The organism is Acinetobacter dispersus (assembly GCF_009884975.1).
GTDB classification, from domain to species: domain Bacteria; phylum Pseudomonadota; class Gammaproteobacteria; order Pseudomonadales; family Moraxellaceae; genus Acinetobacter; species Acinetobacter dispersus.
Genome location: NZ_CP041970.1, coordinates 369,129 through 387,631, shown reverse-complemented (window position 1 = coordinate 387,631; position 18,503 = coordinate 369,129). Strand labels below are relative to the sequence as shown.

Genomic DNA, 18,503 nt, shown 5'->3' with positions numbered 1-18,503 from the left:
ATCAAAGTTGTAGCGTGAATACAGGTCTTCACAATCACTACGATTTAACCACTCTCAAGTAATGAATAAAAAGTAAATGATGAAATTATCAACGATGATTTAAGATTTTTTTCTTTCGATATTGCAATGGGCTCATCCCCGTCCATGTTTTAAATGCTCGAATAAATGAAGTCTGCTCTTGATAAGCCAATAACATTGAAATATCCAAAATACTCAGATTTAAATCAGCAAGATAATCAAAAGCTAAATCTCTGCGAACTTGATTTAACCGCTCCTTAAAAGTGTACCCTTGCTGTTTCAATTTCATTTGAAAAATACGAGATGGAAGACCAATTTGGTTCGCCACGTATTCCACGCTAATATTACCTTTACTCACTGCCTGAATTATTGATTTTTGTACTAACTCATCAAAAACATCAAGATGGGGACGCTTTGACAGCAATAAATTTGCTTGTTTGGTTAAGATATCATTGAGAATTGGATCTGCATTTGGAACGGTTAGATCAAGGCTATTCATAGAAATATATATTTCAACATGATCACTTTCAAACTCCACAGAACAACCAAAAAAATTCTCATAATTATAAAAAAATTTATTTTTTGTGTACTAAAATTTATTTTATGAACATGAATAATATTAGGATGGACCAATTGATTTAAAAACACATAAAAAACACCCATCAACAATTCATCCACAAGATGATTGTTTTTTATATATGGATCTTCACTCCAGCTTATAATAATAAAATCATCAGAAATAGACATTTTTGCCGGTTTAGTTTCACAAAACAACCTTTGATACTTTATAAAAGAATTAAGAACTTCCAATATATTTTCACTAGAGAGTGCAATATACCCTAAAATACCAAGATGTTTGGGCTGCGCATATTTTGAAATATCTAACCCAAGTGTTGGCTTTGGATATTTTTGATTAATTTCTTCCAATAACTCAATCCAATCCCAAAGTGGAATTAATTCATTGGTTTTATAGTCACTCAAATATTTTGCATTTTTAAGATTATTTTTTACGCAAAAATAAATCAATAGGTTTTGCATCGCACTAGACACTAATTTTACTTGATTAGACTTACTCAAAACCATTTCACCCACTCTATCTCATATCAAGAACCACACCTCCAAGAAGGAATCAAAAACCACTCATGCAAGTACATTATTTACTCAAATTAAAAGAACCCCTATAGCCCCCTCACTCACCACCCCACCAATACTGCAAAAAAACTTTTTTTTGTGATATTAGTCACATATAGTTCTAAAAATCTACTGGAAAACTGAATAAAAAAATTATCATTTCACTAAAAAAAATTATCATTTCAAGGAAAGTTTGACGATTGTGAAGCTGTCGTTAACATAGGAGGCGACAAAAATTTATTTTTATTCTCTATCCAAATTTTTACGCGAGTGATAGCACACCTTAGTTTAATAATTATTTTATTTTTTTGTTTTACCAGCAAAACAAATTTATCTAGCTCAATTAAAAATGATCATTATCAGAAATCTGTTGGGCTTTTTTTATAATTTGATGACTGCAATGAATCGACTATTCTTTTCAACTTGAAAATAGATTTATACTTTTATTATTTTTCTATAAATCATATTTTAATTACCGATTAGAGAAAACTATCTCAACAAAGAAAAGTAAAAAAAATAGCAAAACAATAACTACGAGACTAAATATCAGAGAAAAACTCACAACAAAGTAAAAGTCATTTATTTTTTCGGCGAAAAAAATAAAAATATAAACAAATAAGAAACTATAGCTAATATTTGTATTCCATAGACACATTGCAAGGATAAAAACCATCTCATTTCTTAAAAATAATGCGCCACCATTATCCTCATCATTTTCATTCACTTTATCAAAATCTAATACTAATGGTTTCTTATATATCACGCCTACCCCTTAGTTCTATTATAAGAATAGACCTTACCCCCTTTGAATCCAAATTTATTAGCATTTAGCACATTAAAATTATCACTATTTACAAGAATTTATTACAACCACAAGCAATTTAAGAAATATTTATCAATAAATTCATATATATAAGAAAAACACTAAAACAAACTTATGTTTTCTCTCTACAATATGCAACAAATACAAAAAACTAAAGAATACAAACATTTAAAACCCAAAATCTTAAAATTGGGCGAGATTATTTTTAAATCATAATCAGCATGATTATTTTATTTTTCATTGATATCTAACAGGTAGACAAAGACTAACTCGACCAATAATAAAGTTTAACTTAAAAATAAATAAAGTAAAATTAACTATTTTTTAATAACTCTTTATCCAATAGAAATAAGCAAAGAGATAAATCATTAGCGCTTTGCTTATTTCTATTCTTCAATTTTAGCGATAGAGACTTGTTTCAAACATCACTCAATTATGCCAATAATTGATTCTACCTGATAAGTACCACCCTGTTCTGCCACGATTTGCATAATACCACTACGATGTGCCAGTACCTGCACTTCCATTTTCATGGCTTCCATAATCGCAACCACTTGACCTTCGGTGACCTGCTCACCATTTTCAACTCTCCAAGCGCTCATCACACCATTAATTGGGGCTAGTAAATGCTCTGCACTCACTTCAAGCTCGACAGTTTGTGCTTGAATTTCAGTTGCTGGGCCTTGTGCAAACATGCCCGCAGGTAAACCTAAACGGTGTAACTTGCCATCAATTTCAATATAGCTCAGCAATATTGGTTGTTGATGCTTTGGAATGCCACGTTTGGTTGGCTTTAACTCTTGTTTAAAGTCATTTTCGATCCACCGCGTGTGTGCATTAAATTCATCGGTAAAGTCAGGTTCATTGAGTACTGCACGATGAAAGTCTAAAACTGAAGCTACGCCTTCAATTTTAAATTGCTTCAATGCACGTTTAGCACGGGCAATGGCAACTTCACGGGTTGGACCCGTTACAATCAGTTTTGCCATGAGAGAGTCAAAATGACTGGAGATCAATGACCCGGTTCGAACACCTGTATCAACACGTACTCCATGACCAAACGGTGCTTCAAATAAGCTCAGCACACCAAATGCTGGAATAAAACCACGCGCTGGATCTTCGGCATTGATACGAAACTCAATGGCATGACCTTGTGCTTTTGGTGTTTCTTTAATAGAAAGTACTTCACCTTGTGCCACGCGAATTTGCTCAACCACCAAATCGACTTTTGAGGTTTCTTCAGTCACTGGATGCTCAACTTGCAAACGGGTGTTTACTTCTAAGAATGAAAGCTTTCCGTCACGACTTAGTAAATATTCAACCGTTCCTGCACCAACATAATTGGCTGCCTGACAAATGTTTTTTGCCGAGCTTAAAATTTGTTGATAAATCTCATCGCTAATAAATGGCGCTGGCGCTTCTTCGACTAACTTTTGGTTACGACGTTGCAACGAACAATCACGTGTACCAAGCACCACAATATTGCCATGTTGGTCAGCTATCACCTGTGCTTCCACATGACGTGGTTGATCTAGATATTGCTCGACAAAACATTCACCACGACCAAAGGCAGCTTTTGCCTCACGTACTGCAGACTCATATAACTCTTTGACTTCTTCGAGTTTCCACGCAACTTTTAATCCACGGCCACCGCCACCAAACGCAGCTTTAATGGCAATCGGCAAACCAAATTTTTTGGCAAACTCTAAAGCTTCCTCTGCATTATTAAGTGGGTCTTGTGTACCCTGAACTAAGGGCGCGCCAACTGAAGCAGCAATTTTACGTGCTTCGATTTTATCGCCTAGCTTTTCAATGGCACTTGGTGATGGCCCGACCCATTTTAAGCCCGCATCAATCACGGCTTGGGCAAACTCAGCACGTTCAGATAAAAAGCCATAACCTGGATGCACCATGGTCGCTTTGGATTTCTTTGCAACTTCGATAATGGCTGGAATATTTAGGTAGGTTTCACTGGCAGTCGCACCAGCCAAGCCCCATGCTTCATCTGCAAGTTCGACATGCATGCTGCCAATGTCGTCATCTGCATATAACGCGATCGATGAAATGCCCATGTCACGGCAGGCATGAATAATACGAACGGCAATTTCACCACGATTCGCGATCAATAATTTTTCTGTATTCATCATTCATTCTCAAAATCTGTAAATTCGGCAATTTTTTTAAATTTGACGCGGCAACCTGCTGGAATCTGTGCTACCAAGTCCCAATGGTGTTTAGCAACAGAAGCAATGACTGGATATCCGCCCGTTAAAGGATGATCATTCATAAATAAAACAGGCTGACCACTCGGTGGAATCTGCAAAGCACCAATACATGTGCCTTCACTTTCTAGTTCATGGGTAATTTTGCGAGTTAAAAGCTGCTCACCTGAAAGTCTTAGCCCAACTCGGTTGCTTTCGTTCGTTACCAGCCATTCTTGTTGACAGAGCAGTTCAATACTGTCTTGTTCAAACCAGTCAGTGCGTGGCCCCCTCATAATATCTAGCTCAACGACTTCGCCAGCTTGTGGCAAGTCACTTTTGCCCACTTCATTGACACTAATGTTGGCAGCCCTCACCTGTCCTTGATAAATGGTATCTCCAAGCTTTAAAGGCTCTGGCCCTAACACTGCCAAGCTGTCAAACGAAGCACTATTGAGCACTGGTTCAACATCGATGCCACCACGAACTGCCAAATAGTTTCTTAAACCTGCTGTTGGTGGCTGAATTTGAAATTCATCGCCTTCGTCGAGATCAATCGGCTGATAGCTTGCAAAATCTGTGGTTTGACCATCAGCAAATTTCACACGAATATTTGAAATGGCACCTGCAATTGCAATAACACCCGCAGACTGCATTTTGGCTTTTAAGCCACCATTTAAAACTTCAATAACGGGTGTATCGGTTGGATTACCTACAATACGGTTAGCACTATGCATGGCAGACAAGTCCATTGCACCTGCAACCCCAACCCCAATATTGGTTTGGTTTAAACGCCCTTCATCTTGAATGAGCATCTGTAAACTTGGTGCAGTGATCGTAAATAGTGGCAGAGATTGTTTCGGCTCAACCTTACGTGTGATTTGCTGCGGCACAGTCACTTTGGTTGGACGATGCGTGACATCTTCAAAATGTACAGTCATGCCCGGTAACAGCAATGCAGGATTTTTACGTTCTAAATCCCACATTTTTTGCGATGTAGTACCAATCAGCTGCCAACCACCTGGACTGTCTTTCGGGTAAATACCAGAGTATTTTCCAGCCAAACCCAAAGAGCCTGACGGTATTTTTTTACGCGGAACCGTTAAACGTGGAATATCGGTAAAAGGTCTGTCGGGACTGCTCATATAAGCAAAGCCCGGCGCAAAACCAATAAAAGCGACATTCCAGATGCTTTGGTGATGCTTTCTAATCACATCGACAACAGACAGCCCTTGCAACTCTGCCACCTGAGAAAGGTCTTCGCCATCGTAACGAATCGGCACAATCACTTCTTGGTTGCTACGCTCCAATTCAGCATCAATTTTGAGACCCTGAATTGAAGCAACCAGCGTTTTAAAGTTGGTTTCGATCTCATTGAAAAAAACCAAAATTGTTTTTGCAGCGGGGACTAAGTCTTTACTTCCATTCAATTGCGTATTTTGCAATTTATTGTACAACACTAAAGTTTCTTCTAGGCTCTCAAGCTCAATTAGAAAACAATCGGCGTTTACCGATAAAAAACGCATTTGCTTATCCTTATTAATTGTTCTTTAGTCCAATTAGCCCATCCAAGCGCGGTCAGGAATGTCGGTAATAAACATGTGACCCGGTGCATGACTAATCGCAAAAGGAATTTTCGAGTTCATAACGGCGGCTTGCGGTGTTACTCCACATGCCCAAAACACTGGAATTTCACCGGCTTCAATACGTGAAGCATCACCAAAATCAGGTTTATTTACATCCAAAATTCCTAAACTTTCAGGGTGCCCAATATGTACAGGTGCACCATGCACGCTTGGCATACGTGAAGTAATTTTTACCGCTTCACTAATTTGATGCGATGGAATGGGCCGCATGGAAACCACCATATTGCCTGAAATACGCCCTGCCGATTGACACTGAATATTGCTCAAATACATCGGCACATTAGTGTCATCATGAATATGGCGAACTTCAATACTCGCTTCTTGCAAAGCGGTTTCAAATGAAAAACTGCAACCAATCAAGAAAGTCACCAAATCAGGGTTAGCGTTATAAATCTCGCTCGCATCGGTCACTTCATCGACCATTTCGCCATCTTTCCAAACTCGATAGCGTGGAAAATCGGTGCGGATGTCTGAGTCTGCAGCAAGCTTGGTTGCATAAATACCTTCTTCGAGCACATCAAGCACTGGACAGCTTTGCGGGTTACGGTGTGCATAGAGTAAAAAGTCATACGCCCACTCTTTTGGCACCGAAATCATATTGACCTGCGTCATGCCAGCCGCCATACCTGCCGTTGGTTTATCAAAACCTGCACGGATTTTTAAACGCGCATCTAACGCGGCTTCAAGCTGAGCTGGGTCGACTTTAATATCCTTATACATGGTGCTCATCCTTATGCTTTGTTTACAAACGGGCGGATTTCAATATTGTTTTTTACAAGCTCGGCTTTAATCGCTGCCGACATCTCTAGCGCACCATCGGTGTCGCCATGTAAGCAAATGGTGTCAGCCTGAATTGGAGTAAATACGCCGTCAATTGACTCGACCCCACCATTTTTAAGCATAGACACCACACGGCTCGCAACAAATGCCGAGTCGTGTAAAACCGCACCTTCTAGACGACGAGATACCAATGAACCATCGCTGTTATATGCACGATCTGCAAATGCTTCAGACACCACGTTTAAACCAGCAGCACGTGCCTGCTCGACCAAGCTTGACCCCGCCAAAGCCACTAAAACCAGTTCAGGGTTGTACATCTTAATCGCATCAATCACTGCGGCTGCCTGAGCTTGGTCATGAGCAATGGTGTTATAAAGCGCGCCATGCGGTTTAACGTATTGCACTTTTGAGCCAGCCACTTTCGCCAAGCCGTCCAATGCTGAAATTTGATACAGCACATCAGCAATCAACTCATCACGTGACACATCCATATTACGGCGGCCAAAGCCTACAAGGTCTGGATAAGACACATGAGCGCCAATGGTCACACCCAGCTCAACTGCTTTACGAACTGTTTTTAAAATGCCAAGTGGATCGCCTGCATGAAAACCACAAGCAATATTGGCACTGGTCACCACAGGTAAGATCTGATCATCATTGCCCATTTTCCATGAGCCAAAGCTTTCGCCCAAATCACTGTTTAAATCTACAAACATGGCATCATTCCTTTTTCGCTGTACGATTATCTGACTTAAAGTTTGGTCAAATAGTTAAACACGGTTGTAAATGACATATAGCCCATCCACCACGTCAATACACACGTAAGTGCACCTAAAACAATTAACCATTTTGGATAATTATAATTGCCCATCAAGTCTCTACGGCAAGCCGCAACATACACAAAAATTGTAAGACCAATTGGCAACACTAAACCGTTAAAACCACCGACAAAAATGAGTAGACCTGCTGGCGTTGCCCCCAATACCACATAGAGTAATAAGGCTAAGGCAATAAAAGTGATGGTGGTATAGTTGCTTTGTTTTGGGGTTAAATTCTTTTTAAATGCACTAAAGAAGGAAACTGAGGTATAGGCTGCACCAATAGTGCTACTAATACCCGCTGCCCAAAAGATCAGGCCAAATAATTTATAACCAAATGTGCCCGCAGCATACTGGAATGCTTGTGCCGCTGGATTGGCATTATGACTGGCAAGATCTATCGTTGCACCGCTCACCACCACACCTAAGAAGGCTAAAAATAAGACATAGCGCATGATGCCAACTACAACAATGCCCTTGGTCGCTGCTTTGGCAACTTCATCAATATTTTCAGGTCCAACCGCACCTTTATCGAGTAAACGGTGTGCACCTGCATAGCAGATATAACCACCCACCGTGCCACCGACAATAGTAGTAATAATCGCAAAGTCGATTTGATCTGGTGCAAAGGTTTGCTGTACCGCCTGCCCAACAGGAGGCATCACAATCACAGCCACAATGATGATTAGGATAATTTTCAGCAATCCCAATACGATCATGCTTTTATCCATGGCAAGTGTGGCTTTTCTTGAAGCGAAAATCAAAATCGCCAATGCACCACTGAGGATGCCGCCCCATTTGGTATCCAGACCAAACAGTGCATTTAAACCTAATGCAGCACCTGCAATATTTCCGATACTAAAGAAGAAACCACCTAGAATCACCAGAAATGCAAGTAAATAGCCACTGCCTGGTAAAGCCTTATTGGCAATATCGGATGCACGCATTTGCGTCAGTGTCACTACACGCCAAATGTTTTGCTGCACTACATAATCGATCAGAATGGAAACTAAAATGGCAAAACCAAATGCGGCACCTAGTTTCACTGTAAACACAGCAGTTTGGGTTAAAAACCCTGGCCCCATTGCAGAGGTTGCCATCATAAAGATCGAGGCGACAATGGCCCATTGGCGATCTGATAGCAAAGAAGATTTCAGTAAAGACATATTGATGCGTTCCTCATCCATTTGAGCTCAATAACGCGATTTTCAACTTGATCCAAGAGCATCATTTTGTTTATAAACGATCTTCTTTAATCCTTTTTAAATCACAAAGATTCCCTGTTCTCCCACTCAGCGAGGGGTAATCAAATCTTCTCGTTCAAATAAAAACATATGCAAGCCAACTGAACAATACGACTTTTTAGATATAAAATTTAAGCCAATCCATTGAATTTAATTACTTTTTATTTATAATCGGTTTAAGGATAAATTTTACTTATCACTCCTGATAAGCTGTTTTTATAATTTTTTAACTCAGCAGCTGTTGGATTGCACATACACTGTCCTCACAGAAGCTTAGCTTAACCACTTCAATTTTTTATTTTCTCATTCAAGCTTTTCATCGCACTTTCAGAAACCATCACGGCGACATCGGTTAATTTTTCTTTCAATGCAGCATCATTACCTTGAATATAAATCGAGGTAAAGTGGAAGGTCTTTAACTTAATTGGCGTATTTAATATTTCCAATCGACCATCGGTAATTTCTTTTAAAGCAGTTAAGGTCGGTACCACAGCGATCCCCAAACCTTGCTCGGTAAGACGTAATAATGTCGCCAAGGAATAACTGGTGATCGAAAGTGGCTCATCCAGCCCCTGTTCCTTCATTTTGGCTTTGAGCTCTTTATAGGGATAGGTAATTTTTGGATAGGTTAAAATGGTATGTGACATTAAGGTCTTAAAGGACATTTGAGCAATCCCTCCTTTAAATGAAGGTGAAGCTAAGAAGCTGAGTTCAAAATCACAAAGTGCCTGTTCAATACATTCAAAAGCCAGCGTTGGTCCGAGTAAAAAGGCCATATCGAGATCACCTGTGCGCACGCCTTCTTGTAAATTCGGGGTTAGATCAACCACAATTTCCACAGAAACTTTAGGGAATTCTTGCTGAACTTTCTCGATATATTCCACCAACCACGTGTAGACAATGGTTTCCGAAACGCCCAAACGAATTGTGCCTGTCAAATGCCGATTTTCAGTTAACTCCGCCACGAGCTCGGTCTCTAAACGCATTAACTTTTCCGCATATTTGAATAAGGTCATCCCTTTATGCGTAGGTTTAATTTGTCGAAGACTTCGATCTAAAACCTTAAATCCTAATTCATTTTCAATCGCTGTAATTTTTTGAGATACCGCAGGCTGAGTGGTTTGTAACTTAGTCGCTGCCTTGTTAAAACTATTCAGCGTCACCACCCAGTAAAATGCTTCCAGATTCTTTAAATTCACGTTCAATCCTGAATTACATATCCCTCTATAGCGCTATAGTATGGGAGTGAAGAGCCTGATTAAGCTACCTATTTATTGATTTTCTTGCAGCCAACTGCAAGTTGACTCATTTCACTCTCACAAAAATGATATCCAAATCTTGTTTGGGAACAAAGTTGCGCTTGGTCATCTGAAACTGAGTTGGACTGATTTTTTCGACTTTGCCATTCCAGCAAAATGAAACCAGTTCATTCTTATCACGTTCAATCGTTAATTTAAAATTTTCAATTGGTTTAGCCCAATTTGCCCCTGTGGTCAGAATATAGCTTAAAGCATTAAACGGTGAATTTTCTGCTCTGGCTTTTTTTAAACCCTGCTTAAATTGGGCATCCATACAAAAGTTCTGATTATATTCATCAGGATAGAGCGCAACAGAACCACCAACCAAAGGTTGATATTGATGCTGAATTTTGGTCAGCGCATTGGCTTTAAAGGTTTGCTTCCAACTATAAATCACTTGAGATGACCACGGAATTTCATCATCTTTTTTAAAGTTAGCCAATATTTTCTGCATTTGTGGCTGCTTACATTGTTTTAGTTTATCGACAGAATATGTAGAGTTATCGTTATTACGCATCCAAGGATTAAGCATCTCTGTTTGGCTAAAACCACATTGTTTAAATACATCTGTTGCATCAATTAACGGTGACTTTTCATCCCTTTGAATAAAGGTGCGCACATGCATTTCTGGCTGAATACTTTTTCCATCAACAGTAATTTTAAAACTTTTTAGCAGTGCTTCCGTATGGGCAAAATCCGAATCAAAGAAGTTATCAATACGTGGTAAGGGAAACAAAATGGTTTCCGTCACATCTTTATTGCTTAAATTTTTATAAAGGTAATCCACTTTAATCAGCTTCTTGCTAATAAATAAGTCTTCACTTTGCATCGCAACTTGCGCATTTTTAAGATAGGCCACTCCGCCTGTACCCACATAACCCGTTGAATCATTGGCTAGGCTATACGCGGGTATTTGCAGCAAAATAGAACATGCCAAGATGATTTTTTTCATTTTTTTAGTGTCCAATTTAAGACTGTCATTATCAGGATCAATCATAGCGGCTTAAAGGCGCATATGTTTACTTTTTTACTTATTGTACATTTAAAAAAGGAGCAGTCTGTTGATCACAAACTACTCCCATGATTCAGACTTTTATATTCAAGTTCAAAATTTTATCAGACCCTGAACGCTGCTTTTAGCAAGATGATTTACTTTAATCGAATCATTACCGTTTTAATCCGATTGCTCTCCATCTCGACCACTTCAAATTGTAAGTCTTGATAGTCCAGCATTGAGCCGACTTCCACTAGGCCATTACTTTTATCGAGAATAAGTCCCGACACGGTAATATAAGCGGTCTCTTCATCGACTAAATCGACGCCTAACTGTAATTCAAGTTGATACAAATCTAAAGTGCCTGCAGCTTTCCAAGTGCTTTCATCAACTTGAATCAAATCAAGCTGTTCATCTGCATCTGGAAACTCACCCGCAATGGCTTCAAAAACGTCTAAAGGTGAAATCACACCCTGCACATTCCCAAACTCATCATTGACCAGTACCAATGAACCTTTGGAAGTTCGCAATGTATTAATCACATCAATCACTTTCATTTTTTCAAAAATAAAAATCGGACGTTGTGCTTTGATCAAAGATTTTAATTGCGTTTCATCATCCAGCACATCCAAAATTTCCTTGGCGCGAACCACACTCAGAACTTTGTCTAAGCTACCTCGACAGACTGGAAATAAGCTATGCGGTACAGATAAAACCTGCTCTCGAATTTTCTCTGGCGTTTCATCAATATTAATCCACGATATTTGACTACGTGGCGTCATGATTGATGCGACAGATCGTTCTGCCAGCATTAATACTCCACCAATCATATAACGTTCTTGATCATCAAATGTGTCTTGCGCTTCCAAATGTTGCTGCGGATTTGTCGCAGTGGTTTCAGACTTGCCACCCATGAGCTTTAAAATCGTGTCTGCAGTTCGATTACGTAGCGGAATCTTCGACTCATGCTTGGAACGATTACGTTGCGTAAACTGATTAAATGCCTCAATGACAATCGCAACACCAATACCCGAATAGATATAACCTTTAGGAATATGGAAACCAAAGCCTTCGGCAATTAAGCTAATACCAATTAACAGCAAGAAGCTTAAGCAGAGAATAATGACAGTTGGGTGTCGATTGACGAACTCCGTTAATGGTTTAGACGCAAGCAACATCACCAGCATGGCCACAACCATCGCCACCATCATGACGTAGATATTATCCACCATACCAATGGCAGTAATCACCGAGTCTAATGAGAACACGGCATCCAATACGACAATTTGTGCTACAACTGCGGTGAAGCTCGCATAAACCACATTGGTGGTAATTTTGACTTCCGCTTTGCCTTCCATCCGTTCATGTAATTCACTTACCGCTTTATACAGTAAGAATAAACCACCGAATAAAAGAATCAGATCTCGACCAGAAAAAGACCAGTCAAAAATAAAAATAAGCGGTTTGGTTAAGGTGACTAACCAAGAAATGGCGAACAGTAAGCCCAAGCGCATGATCAAGGCGAGCGATAAACCAATGACTCTGGCTTTATCACGTTGGGAAGGAGGAAGTTTATCTGCCAAAATGGCAATAAAGACGAGATTATCAATCCCTAAAACAATCTCTAAGACGATCAGAGTAAGCAAACCTACCCAAATCCCTGGATCTAATAAAAATTCCATTATTTACTCCTTAAATAAAAACAAGGAGTCATGAAATTGTTTTTTAAATTTGTACCCGGCGAGGGATCCATTTATGTTAACCTTTTTGACAATAGTTGCTCCGATTATGCCTAATCTTTCAGAATTGAGTTTATTTTTTTAAAAATCATATACAACCTAAACAAATATGAATAAATCAATTAAATATCAATATGATATATAGAATTAAAGCTTATATTCTAATTATGTTTTGAATAATTTGTTACACATTTTAAGCAATGAGATTCACAATAAAACCCATTAAACCAAACAATTAAGGACATTATTTTTTCAGATTTAAAAGATACCTAAGCAAACAATCTAAGCTATTTTTGCTTACCAACTCGAATGCTATGGCGACACTTGGCCGATTGCTCTAGTTCATCGAGTACCATTCTTTTGCTGTTTATTTCTTCACACATCGCGGATTCCTTTTTGTGAATCTTTCTCAATTTGTTAAGATGAACTACTGAGGAAGTCATTCAATTTCTCATACACTGTTGGCTCAATTTTGACAGAAAAGAAGTCCTTAGAAAGGTATACTTCCTTGGCAATTAAGTCGAATTTTACAGTGGTTGTTAGAATTGGCGAGACAGCCAAACGTTCAAATTAAACTTATTTATTATTTAAATTTAAGGATTTAACATACATGAATAGCGCTGAAATCATGGCTGACCTTTCATCTCATACGCCGATGATGCAGCAGTATCTCAAAGTCAAAACAGACTATCAGCATGCATTGCTGTTCTACCGTATGGGTGACTTTTACGAGCTATTCTTTGAAGATGCGCATTTAGCAGCCAAACTTTTAGGTATTACCCTGACTCATCGTGGCAAAGCCAGTGGTCAACCTATTCCTATGGCTGGCGTTCCTTATCATGCAGCAGAAGGTTATCTCGCGCGTTTAGTCAAAGCTGGGCGAACTGTCGCGATCTGTGAACAAGTCGGTGAAGTCACTGGCAAAGGTCCTGTAGAACGTAAAGTTGTCCGTATTTTAACGCCAGGAACCTTAACCGATGATGCCTTACTTGGCAGCTATCAATCGTCAAATCTAGTCGCTCTGTGTATTCAACAAAATCAAATTGGTTTTGCTTTGCTCGACTTGAGCGCAGGTATTTTTAAAGTTCAACAACAAGACTATAAACCGGAACAACTTGCAATAGAGCTGGCGCGTTTAATGCCAAGCGAAATCCTCATTGACGAAGATCTTATTGATAAAAATATTATTGAACAGATTAAGAAAAATCTGGACTGTCCAATCACCAAACGTCCAAACGTTGATTTTAATTTAAATAATGCGCAAAAAACGTTGTGCGATCAGTTGAGTGTTTCAACATTATCTGGGTTTGGACTAGATCCGATTCCACTCGCGAGAGCTGCTGCCGCGGCATTGATTCACTATGCGAAAGAAACCCAAAAAACAGCTTTACCGCATATTCGTTCCATTCAAATTGAACAAAGTACAGACTTCATTGCACTTGATCCAATCACGCGTCGCAATTTAGAAATTATTGAACCGTTGTTTGATCATGGTACATCGCTGTTCCAATTGATTAATGACTGCCAAACTGCCATGGGCGGACGCTTACTAAGCCGCACGTTAATGCAGCCTATTCGTGACACGGCTGTTTTAGATGCGCGCCTTGATGCAACCGAACAACTGTTAAAGGGCTATCATGAATCACCGCTTCGTCTAGTTTTAAAAGAGATTGGCGATATTGAACGTGTGCTGAGTCGTGTTGCGCTCGGCAGTGCTCGTCCACGAGATTTGGTACAACTGCGTCAAGCTTGTGCACAAATCCCTTTCCTACGCCACACCTTAGATCCTGTTTTAAAAACCCAGCAATCTAAGTTATTAGTTCAATTAGATGAAGAGCTTGGCGACTTTAAGAGCCTGCATCAACATTTGATGGCTGCAATTGTTGAAAGTCCACCCGTATTACTACGTGATGGCAATGTAATTGCAGAAGGTTATGATGATGAACTGGATGAGTTACGTAAAATCCGTGATCATGCGGGACAATTCCTGATTGACTTGGAAATAAAAGAACGTGAACGTACTGGGATCAATACCCTGAAAATCGGATACAACCGTGTCAGCGGTTATTATATTGAACTCACCCGTGCGCAGGCAGAACAAGCACCAGCCGACTATATTCGTCGTCAAACCCTCAAAAATGCAGAGCGTTATATCACGCCAGAACTGAAAGGCTTTGAAGATAAGGTTCTTTCTAGCGAGTCACGTGCCCTAGCCCGTGAAAAGCTTTTGTTTGAATCATTACTCGATGAATTGCGTCAAAACATTGCGCATTTACAGATGATGAGTGCTGCAATTGCCTATATTGATGTGCTTGCAAACTTTGCACATCAAGCTCGACTTAACAATTGGGCTAGACCTGAATATACGCCTGAAACCAGTATCAAAATTCAGGCAGGTCGCCACCCTGTTGTTGAAGCTTTAAATAAGGCGCCTTTTACACCGAATGATACCTTCCTGGATAGCCAACATCGTATGGCGATTATTACAGGGCCAAACATGGGCGGTAAATCGACCTTTATGCGTCAGACGGCCTTGATTAGTCTGCTTGCGTATTGCGGTAGTTTTGTACCCGCTAAATCGGCAAAACTAGGTTCGATTGACCGTATCTTTACTCGTATTGGTTCTGCTGATGATTTATCAACAGGCAAATCAACCTTTATGGTGGAAATGACTGAAACGTCTCAGATCCTGCACCATGCCACCAGTCAGTCTTTAGTGCTGATGGATGAGGTTGGTCGTGGTACCAGTACTTATGACGGTCTTTCTTTGGCTTGGGCCTGTGTGGTTGATTTAACCAAACGAGTGAAATGCCTGTGCCTATTCGCAACACATTACTTTGAGTTGACTGAATTGGGTAGCGAAGCGGGCATTGATAATTATCATGTTACCGCACAAGAACTCAATGGCAATTTAATTTTGCTGCATAAAGTTCAACATGGCCCAGCCAGCCAAAGTCATGGTTTACAGGTTGCCAAATTAGCTGGTATCCCTGCCAACGTGATTAAAGAAGCACAAAAACGCTTGAAGATTCTGGAAAAACAACAGCATCAACATTTGCAAAGTAGCGTGCAGAATGATTTGTTTAGTGCTGTTGAACATGAGATCGAAACTCAAGTCGTTGAGAAAGTGATTGAGGTTGAAGCAAAATCTCCTGCATTAGAGTTGTTACAAAATATTGATGTAGATGACCTGACACCACGTCAGGCACTTGAACAACTTTATCAATTGAAAGCTTTATATAAGACAACTCAAACACTTGAAAGTTGATCTACCCGAAGAAGCTCTATCATGAATGATAGAGCTTCTTTACATAGCTGCTCTTAAAAGGAACAATTGCTCACCGACTCACCCTGACAACCATGCTATTCCTGTATCAAAACGATAGATGTAGAGGAAAAAATCATGTCTCGTGGTGATAAATCTGCTTATACAGCAAAACAGAAAAGGCAAGCGAAGCACATTGAGGAAAGTGAATTGGAGCAAGGTCACTCTCAAGAAGAGGCTGAACGTATTGCTTGGGCAACCGTCAATAAACAAGATGGTGGCGGCTTAAAAAAGAAACATAAATCGAGTCATTAAGTCTGTTTTTGAGAGTTATTATCAACAAAAGTCATATAAATAAGTCCATTTCATTGATACGAATAATAAATATCAATAAAAGGAATTGTTTATGTCGGTCTTTTTTGCCTAAAATACACCATTGAAGATGAAAACCATATTTTTTAGGTAGCTGCCGCCATGACCTTCGTTGTCACTGAAAATTGTATTAAATGTAAATATCAAGATTGTGTTGAAGTTTGTCCTGTTGACTGCTTCTACGAAGGTCCTAACTTCCTTGTAATCAATCCAGATGAATGTATTGATTGTGCACTCTGCGAGCCTGAATGCCCTGCAAATGCAATCTTCTCTGAAGATGAATTACCAGAAGGTCAAGAAGTCTTTATCGAGCTCAATGCTGAATTATCAGAAAAATGGGCGGGTAATAACATCACGCAAATTGGTGAACAACCAGCTGACCGTGAAGATTGGAATGGCAAACCAGACAAACTACAATATTTAGAAAAATAATTGAAAAGGCCAGTAATACTGGCCTTTTTTATACCTGAATCACACATTTCTTTGCAATTACATCATTATTCATGCGCTATTTTGCATTAAAATAATACGCCTACAGATTTGAACTGCCTTTTTATGATGCGAAATAAATTACAGGGTCTATTATCATTATTTATCATCCCTGTGATGATGGTGGGTTGTACCAGCTCCACAACAAAAGTAAATCAAAACCAAGGTAAAAGAATTTATATCCCACAAGAACAAGTCACTTTTACACGCCCAATTCCCAATAAAGTTGAACCAGCCTCTTACCGCCAATGGCTCAATCAAGGCGACAACTATGCACGTGTCCGTGAATACGAGCAATTCCTAAACCGTAATAATGTAGCCCATATTGTTCCAAGTTTTGAGTTGCTACGTACTGCACGCGACTGGCAAAAATGCGGTCGTTCAGAATATATGGTGCCTAACCGTGAGTTATGGGGAAATGCCCTTCCAACCTTACGTGTCTTTAAATATCTTGTCGCAGCAAAAGTCTTAACGGATTTTGAAGTTACTTCAGTCTATCGTGATTTGCCATTGAATCAATGTGCTGGTGGTGCAGGTTCTTCAAAGCACTTATTCAACTCGGCCATTGATTTCCGCATCGGGCCAGAATATCCTCAGCCACAAGACTATGCTTTTATTGAACAAACAAAATTCAAGTTATGCCAATTCTGGGCACAACATGGTCAAAGCCTAGATTTAGGTATTGGTTTATATAGTTCTGGTCAAATTCATATTGATAGCCAAGGCTATCGGACTTGGGGGCCAGACCTTACTCGAAACAGTTCAATGTGTAATTTCTAAAACAGATATCACCATAAAAAGAGATCTAAATGATCTCTTTTTTGTTTCATGATGATGATTCATACAGCAATCAAATTGCACTCTGAGCATAAATGTTTAAAATGCAGCTAACAGATTCGTAGGTAAACTTGATTATGCAACAGATGTGGACCGAGATTGATGACTATATCAATTCACATTTAATTCCCACAGACCCAAGGCTTCAACATGCGTTAGACAATACTGATACTCAGGGCTTTTCTAATCATTTGGCTGTTGCACCTAATCAAGGCATGTTTTTGCAAATGTTGATTCAGATGAATCAATGCAAACGCGTATTAGAACTCGGTACATTCGGTGCATATAGTACCATTTGGCTTGCCAAAGCCCTTCCTGAAGATGGCTATCTACTGACGGTTGAAGGACGTGATACTCACGTCATCATTGCGCAGGAAAATATTGATTATGCCAATATGCCGACCAACATCGAACTCAAAAAAGGCCGTGGTGCAGATATCATGAATCAGCTGATTGCTGAAGGCAGCGAAGCATTTGATTTGATATTTATTGATGCCGATAAGCAAAGCTACCGAGAATATTTTGAACTCAGTCTGAAACTGTCTCATCCAGGCACAATCATTGTATTAGACAATGTGATTCGTGCAGGTGCGATCATTGATGAAAATAATAAGAAACCAAGTATCGAAGGAATCCGTGAAGCATTCACCGCTTTGAAAGATCATCCTCAGCTGCTTTCTTGCACGGCTTTGCAAACGGTTGGTTCAAAAGGCCATGATGGTTTTGCCATTGCGATCGTAAAATAGAGATTAAAAAACAACCTATTTAATTTAGTTGTGTAATATCAACAAATTATATTTATCTCCAGTGCTTTTCCATACAGTTATCCACAGGAATTGCGGATAACT

General features: G+C 39.5%; 13 protein-coding genes and 1 pseudogene. 5 read left to right on the top strand and 9 right to left on the bottom strand.

Annotated elements, in window-relative coordinates:
- Positions 1 to 88 precede the first annotated feature (88 nt).
- The 9 genes and pseudogenes from FPL17_RS01590 to FPL17_RS01550 form a co-directional block, all read right to left on the bottom strand.
- A pseudogene (locus FPL17_RS01590) lies at positions 89 to 1,101 on the bottom strand (AraC family transcriptional regulator).
- A 1,296-nt stretch (positions 1,102 to 2,397) separates the two neighbouring features.
- Positions 2,398 to 4,116, bottom strand: coding sequence for an acetyl/propionyl/methylcrotonyl-CoA carboxylase subunit alpha (locus tag FPL17_RS01585; RefSeq protein ID WP_159886751.1), 1,719 nt, complete (start codon positions 4,114 to 4,116; stop codon positions 2,398 to 2,400).
- Positions 4,116 to 5,699, bottom strand: a complete 1,584-nt coding sequence (locus FPL17_RS01580; RefSeq protein WP_159882736.1) for a 5-oxoprolinase subunit B/C family protein — start codon at positions 5,697 to 5,699, stop codon at positions 4,116 to 4,118. Before FPL17_RS01580 ends, FPL17_RS01585 begins: the two co-directional genes overlap by 1 nt.
- A gap of 33 nt (positions 5,700 to 5,732) precedes the next feature.
- On the bottom strand, positions 5,733 to 6,548 hold the full coding sequence (locus FPL17_RS01575) for a putative hydro-lyase (RefSeq protein WP_159882734.1): 816 nt from the start codon (positions 6,546 to 6,548) through the stop codon (positions 5,733 to 5,735).
- A 2-nt stretch (positions 6,549 to 6,550) separates the two neighbouring features.
- The gene (locus FPL17_RS01570; protein ID WP_004652751.1) at positions 6,551 to 7,315 is read right to left on the bottom strand and encodes a LamB/YcsF family protein; all 765 of its coding nucleotides are present in this window, start codon (positions 7,313 to 7,315) and stop codon (positions 6,551 to 6,553) included.
- A gap of 35 nt (positions 7,316 to 7,350) precedes the next feature.
- On the bottom strand, positions 7,351 to 8,604 hold the full coding sequence (locus FPL17_RS01565; RefSeq protein WP_159882732.1) for an NRAMP family divalent metal transporter: 1,254 nt from the start codon (positions 8,602 to 8,604) through the stop codon (positions 7,351 to 7,353).
- A gap of 344 nt (positions 8,605 to 8,948) precedes the next feature.
- Positions 8,949 to 9,860 carry a LysR family transcriptional regulator MumR gene (gene mumR / locus FPL17_RS01560; protein WP_159882730.1) on the bottom strand — a complete coding sequence of 304 codons (912 nt, stop codon included), beginning with the start codon at positions 9,858 to 9,860 and terminating at the stop codon, positions 8,949 to 8,951.
- Positions 9,861 to 9,966: 106 nt separating this feature from the next.
- A complete protein-coding gene (locus FPL17_RS01555; RefSeq protein ID WP_159882728.1) occupies positions 9,967 to 10,911 on the bottom strand; it encodes a DUF4424 family protein in 945 nt (314 codons plus the stop codon).
- A 197-nt stretch (positions 10,912 to 11,108) separates the two neighbouring features.
- On the bottom strand, positions 11,109 to 12,635 hold the full coding sequence (locus tag FPL17_RS01550) for a TerC family protein (RefSeq protein WP_159882726.1): 1,527 nt from the start codon (positions 12,633 to 12,635) through the stop codon (positions 11,109 to 11,111).
- 667 nt (positions 12,636 to 13,302) lie between these two features.
- Between FPL17_RS01550 and mutS the strand changes: the two genes are divergently transcribed.
- The 5 genes from mutS (at position 13,303) to FPL17_RS01530 (ending at position 18,401) form a co-directional block, all read left to right on the top strand.
- The gene (gene mutS, locus FPL17_RS01545; protein ID WP_159882724.1) at positions 13,303 to 15,960 is read left to right on the top strand and encodes a DNA mismatch repair protein MutS; all 2,658 of its coding nucleotides are present in this window, start codon (positions 13,303 to 13,305) and stop codon (positions 15,958 to 15,960) included.
- A 135-nt stretch (positions 15,961 to 16,095) separates the two neighbouring features.
- Positions 16,096 to 16,272, top strand: coding sequence for a hypothetical protein (locus FPL17_RS18705; RefSeq protein WP_167515351.1), 177 nt, complete (start codon positions 16,096 to 16,098; stop codon positions 16,270 to 16,272).
- A 159-nt stretch (positions 16,273 to 16,431) separates the two neighbouring features.
- Positions 16,432 to 16,761: a ferredoxin FdxA gene (gene fdxA, locus FPL17_RS01540; protein ID WP_005145598.1), complete on the top strand. Its 330-nt coding sequence runs from the start codon at positions 16,432 to 16,434 to the stop codon at positions 16,759 to 16,761.
- A gap of 123 nt (positions 16,762 to 16,884) precedes the next feature.
- Positions 16,885 to 17,598, top strand: coding sequence for a M15 family metallopeptidase domain-containing protein (locus FPL17_RS01535; protein WP_159882722.1), 714 nt, complete (start codon positions 16,885 to 16,887; stop codon positions 17,596 to 17,598).
- Positions 17,599 to 17,732: 134 nt separating this feature from the next.
- Complete coding sequence (locus FPL17_RS01530; protein ID WP_005183472.1) at positions 17,733 to 18,401, top strand: O-methyltransferase; 669 nt, start codon at positions 17,733 to 17,735, stop codon at positions 18,399 to 18,401.
- The last annotated feature ends 102 nt before the right edge of the window (positions 18,402 to 18,503 follow it).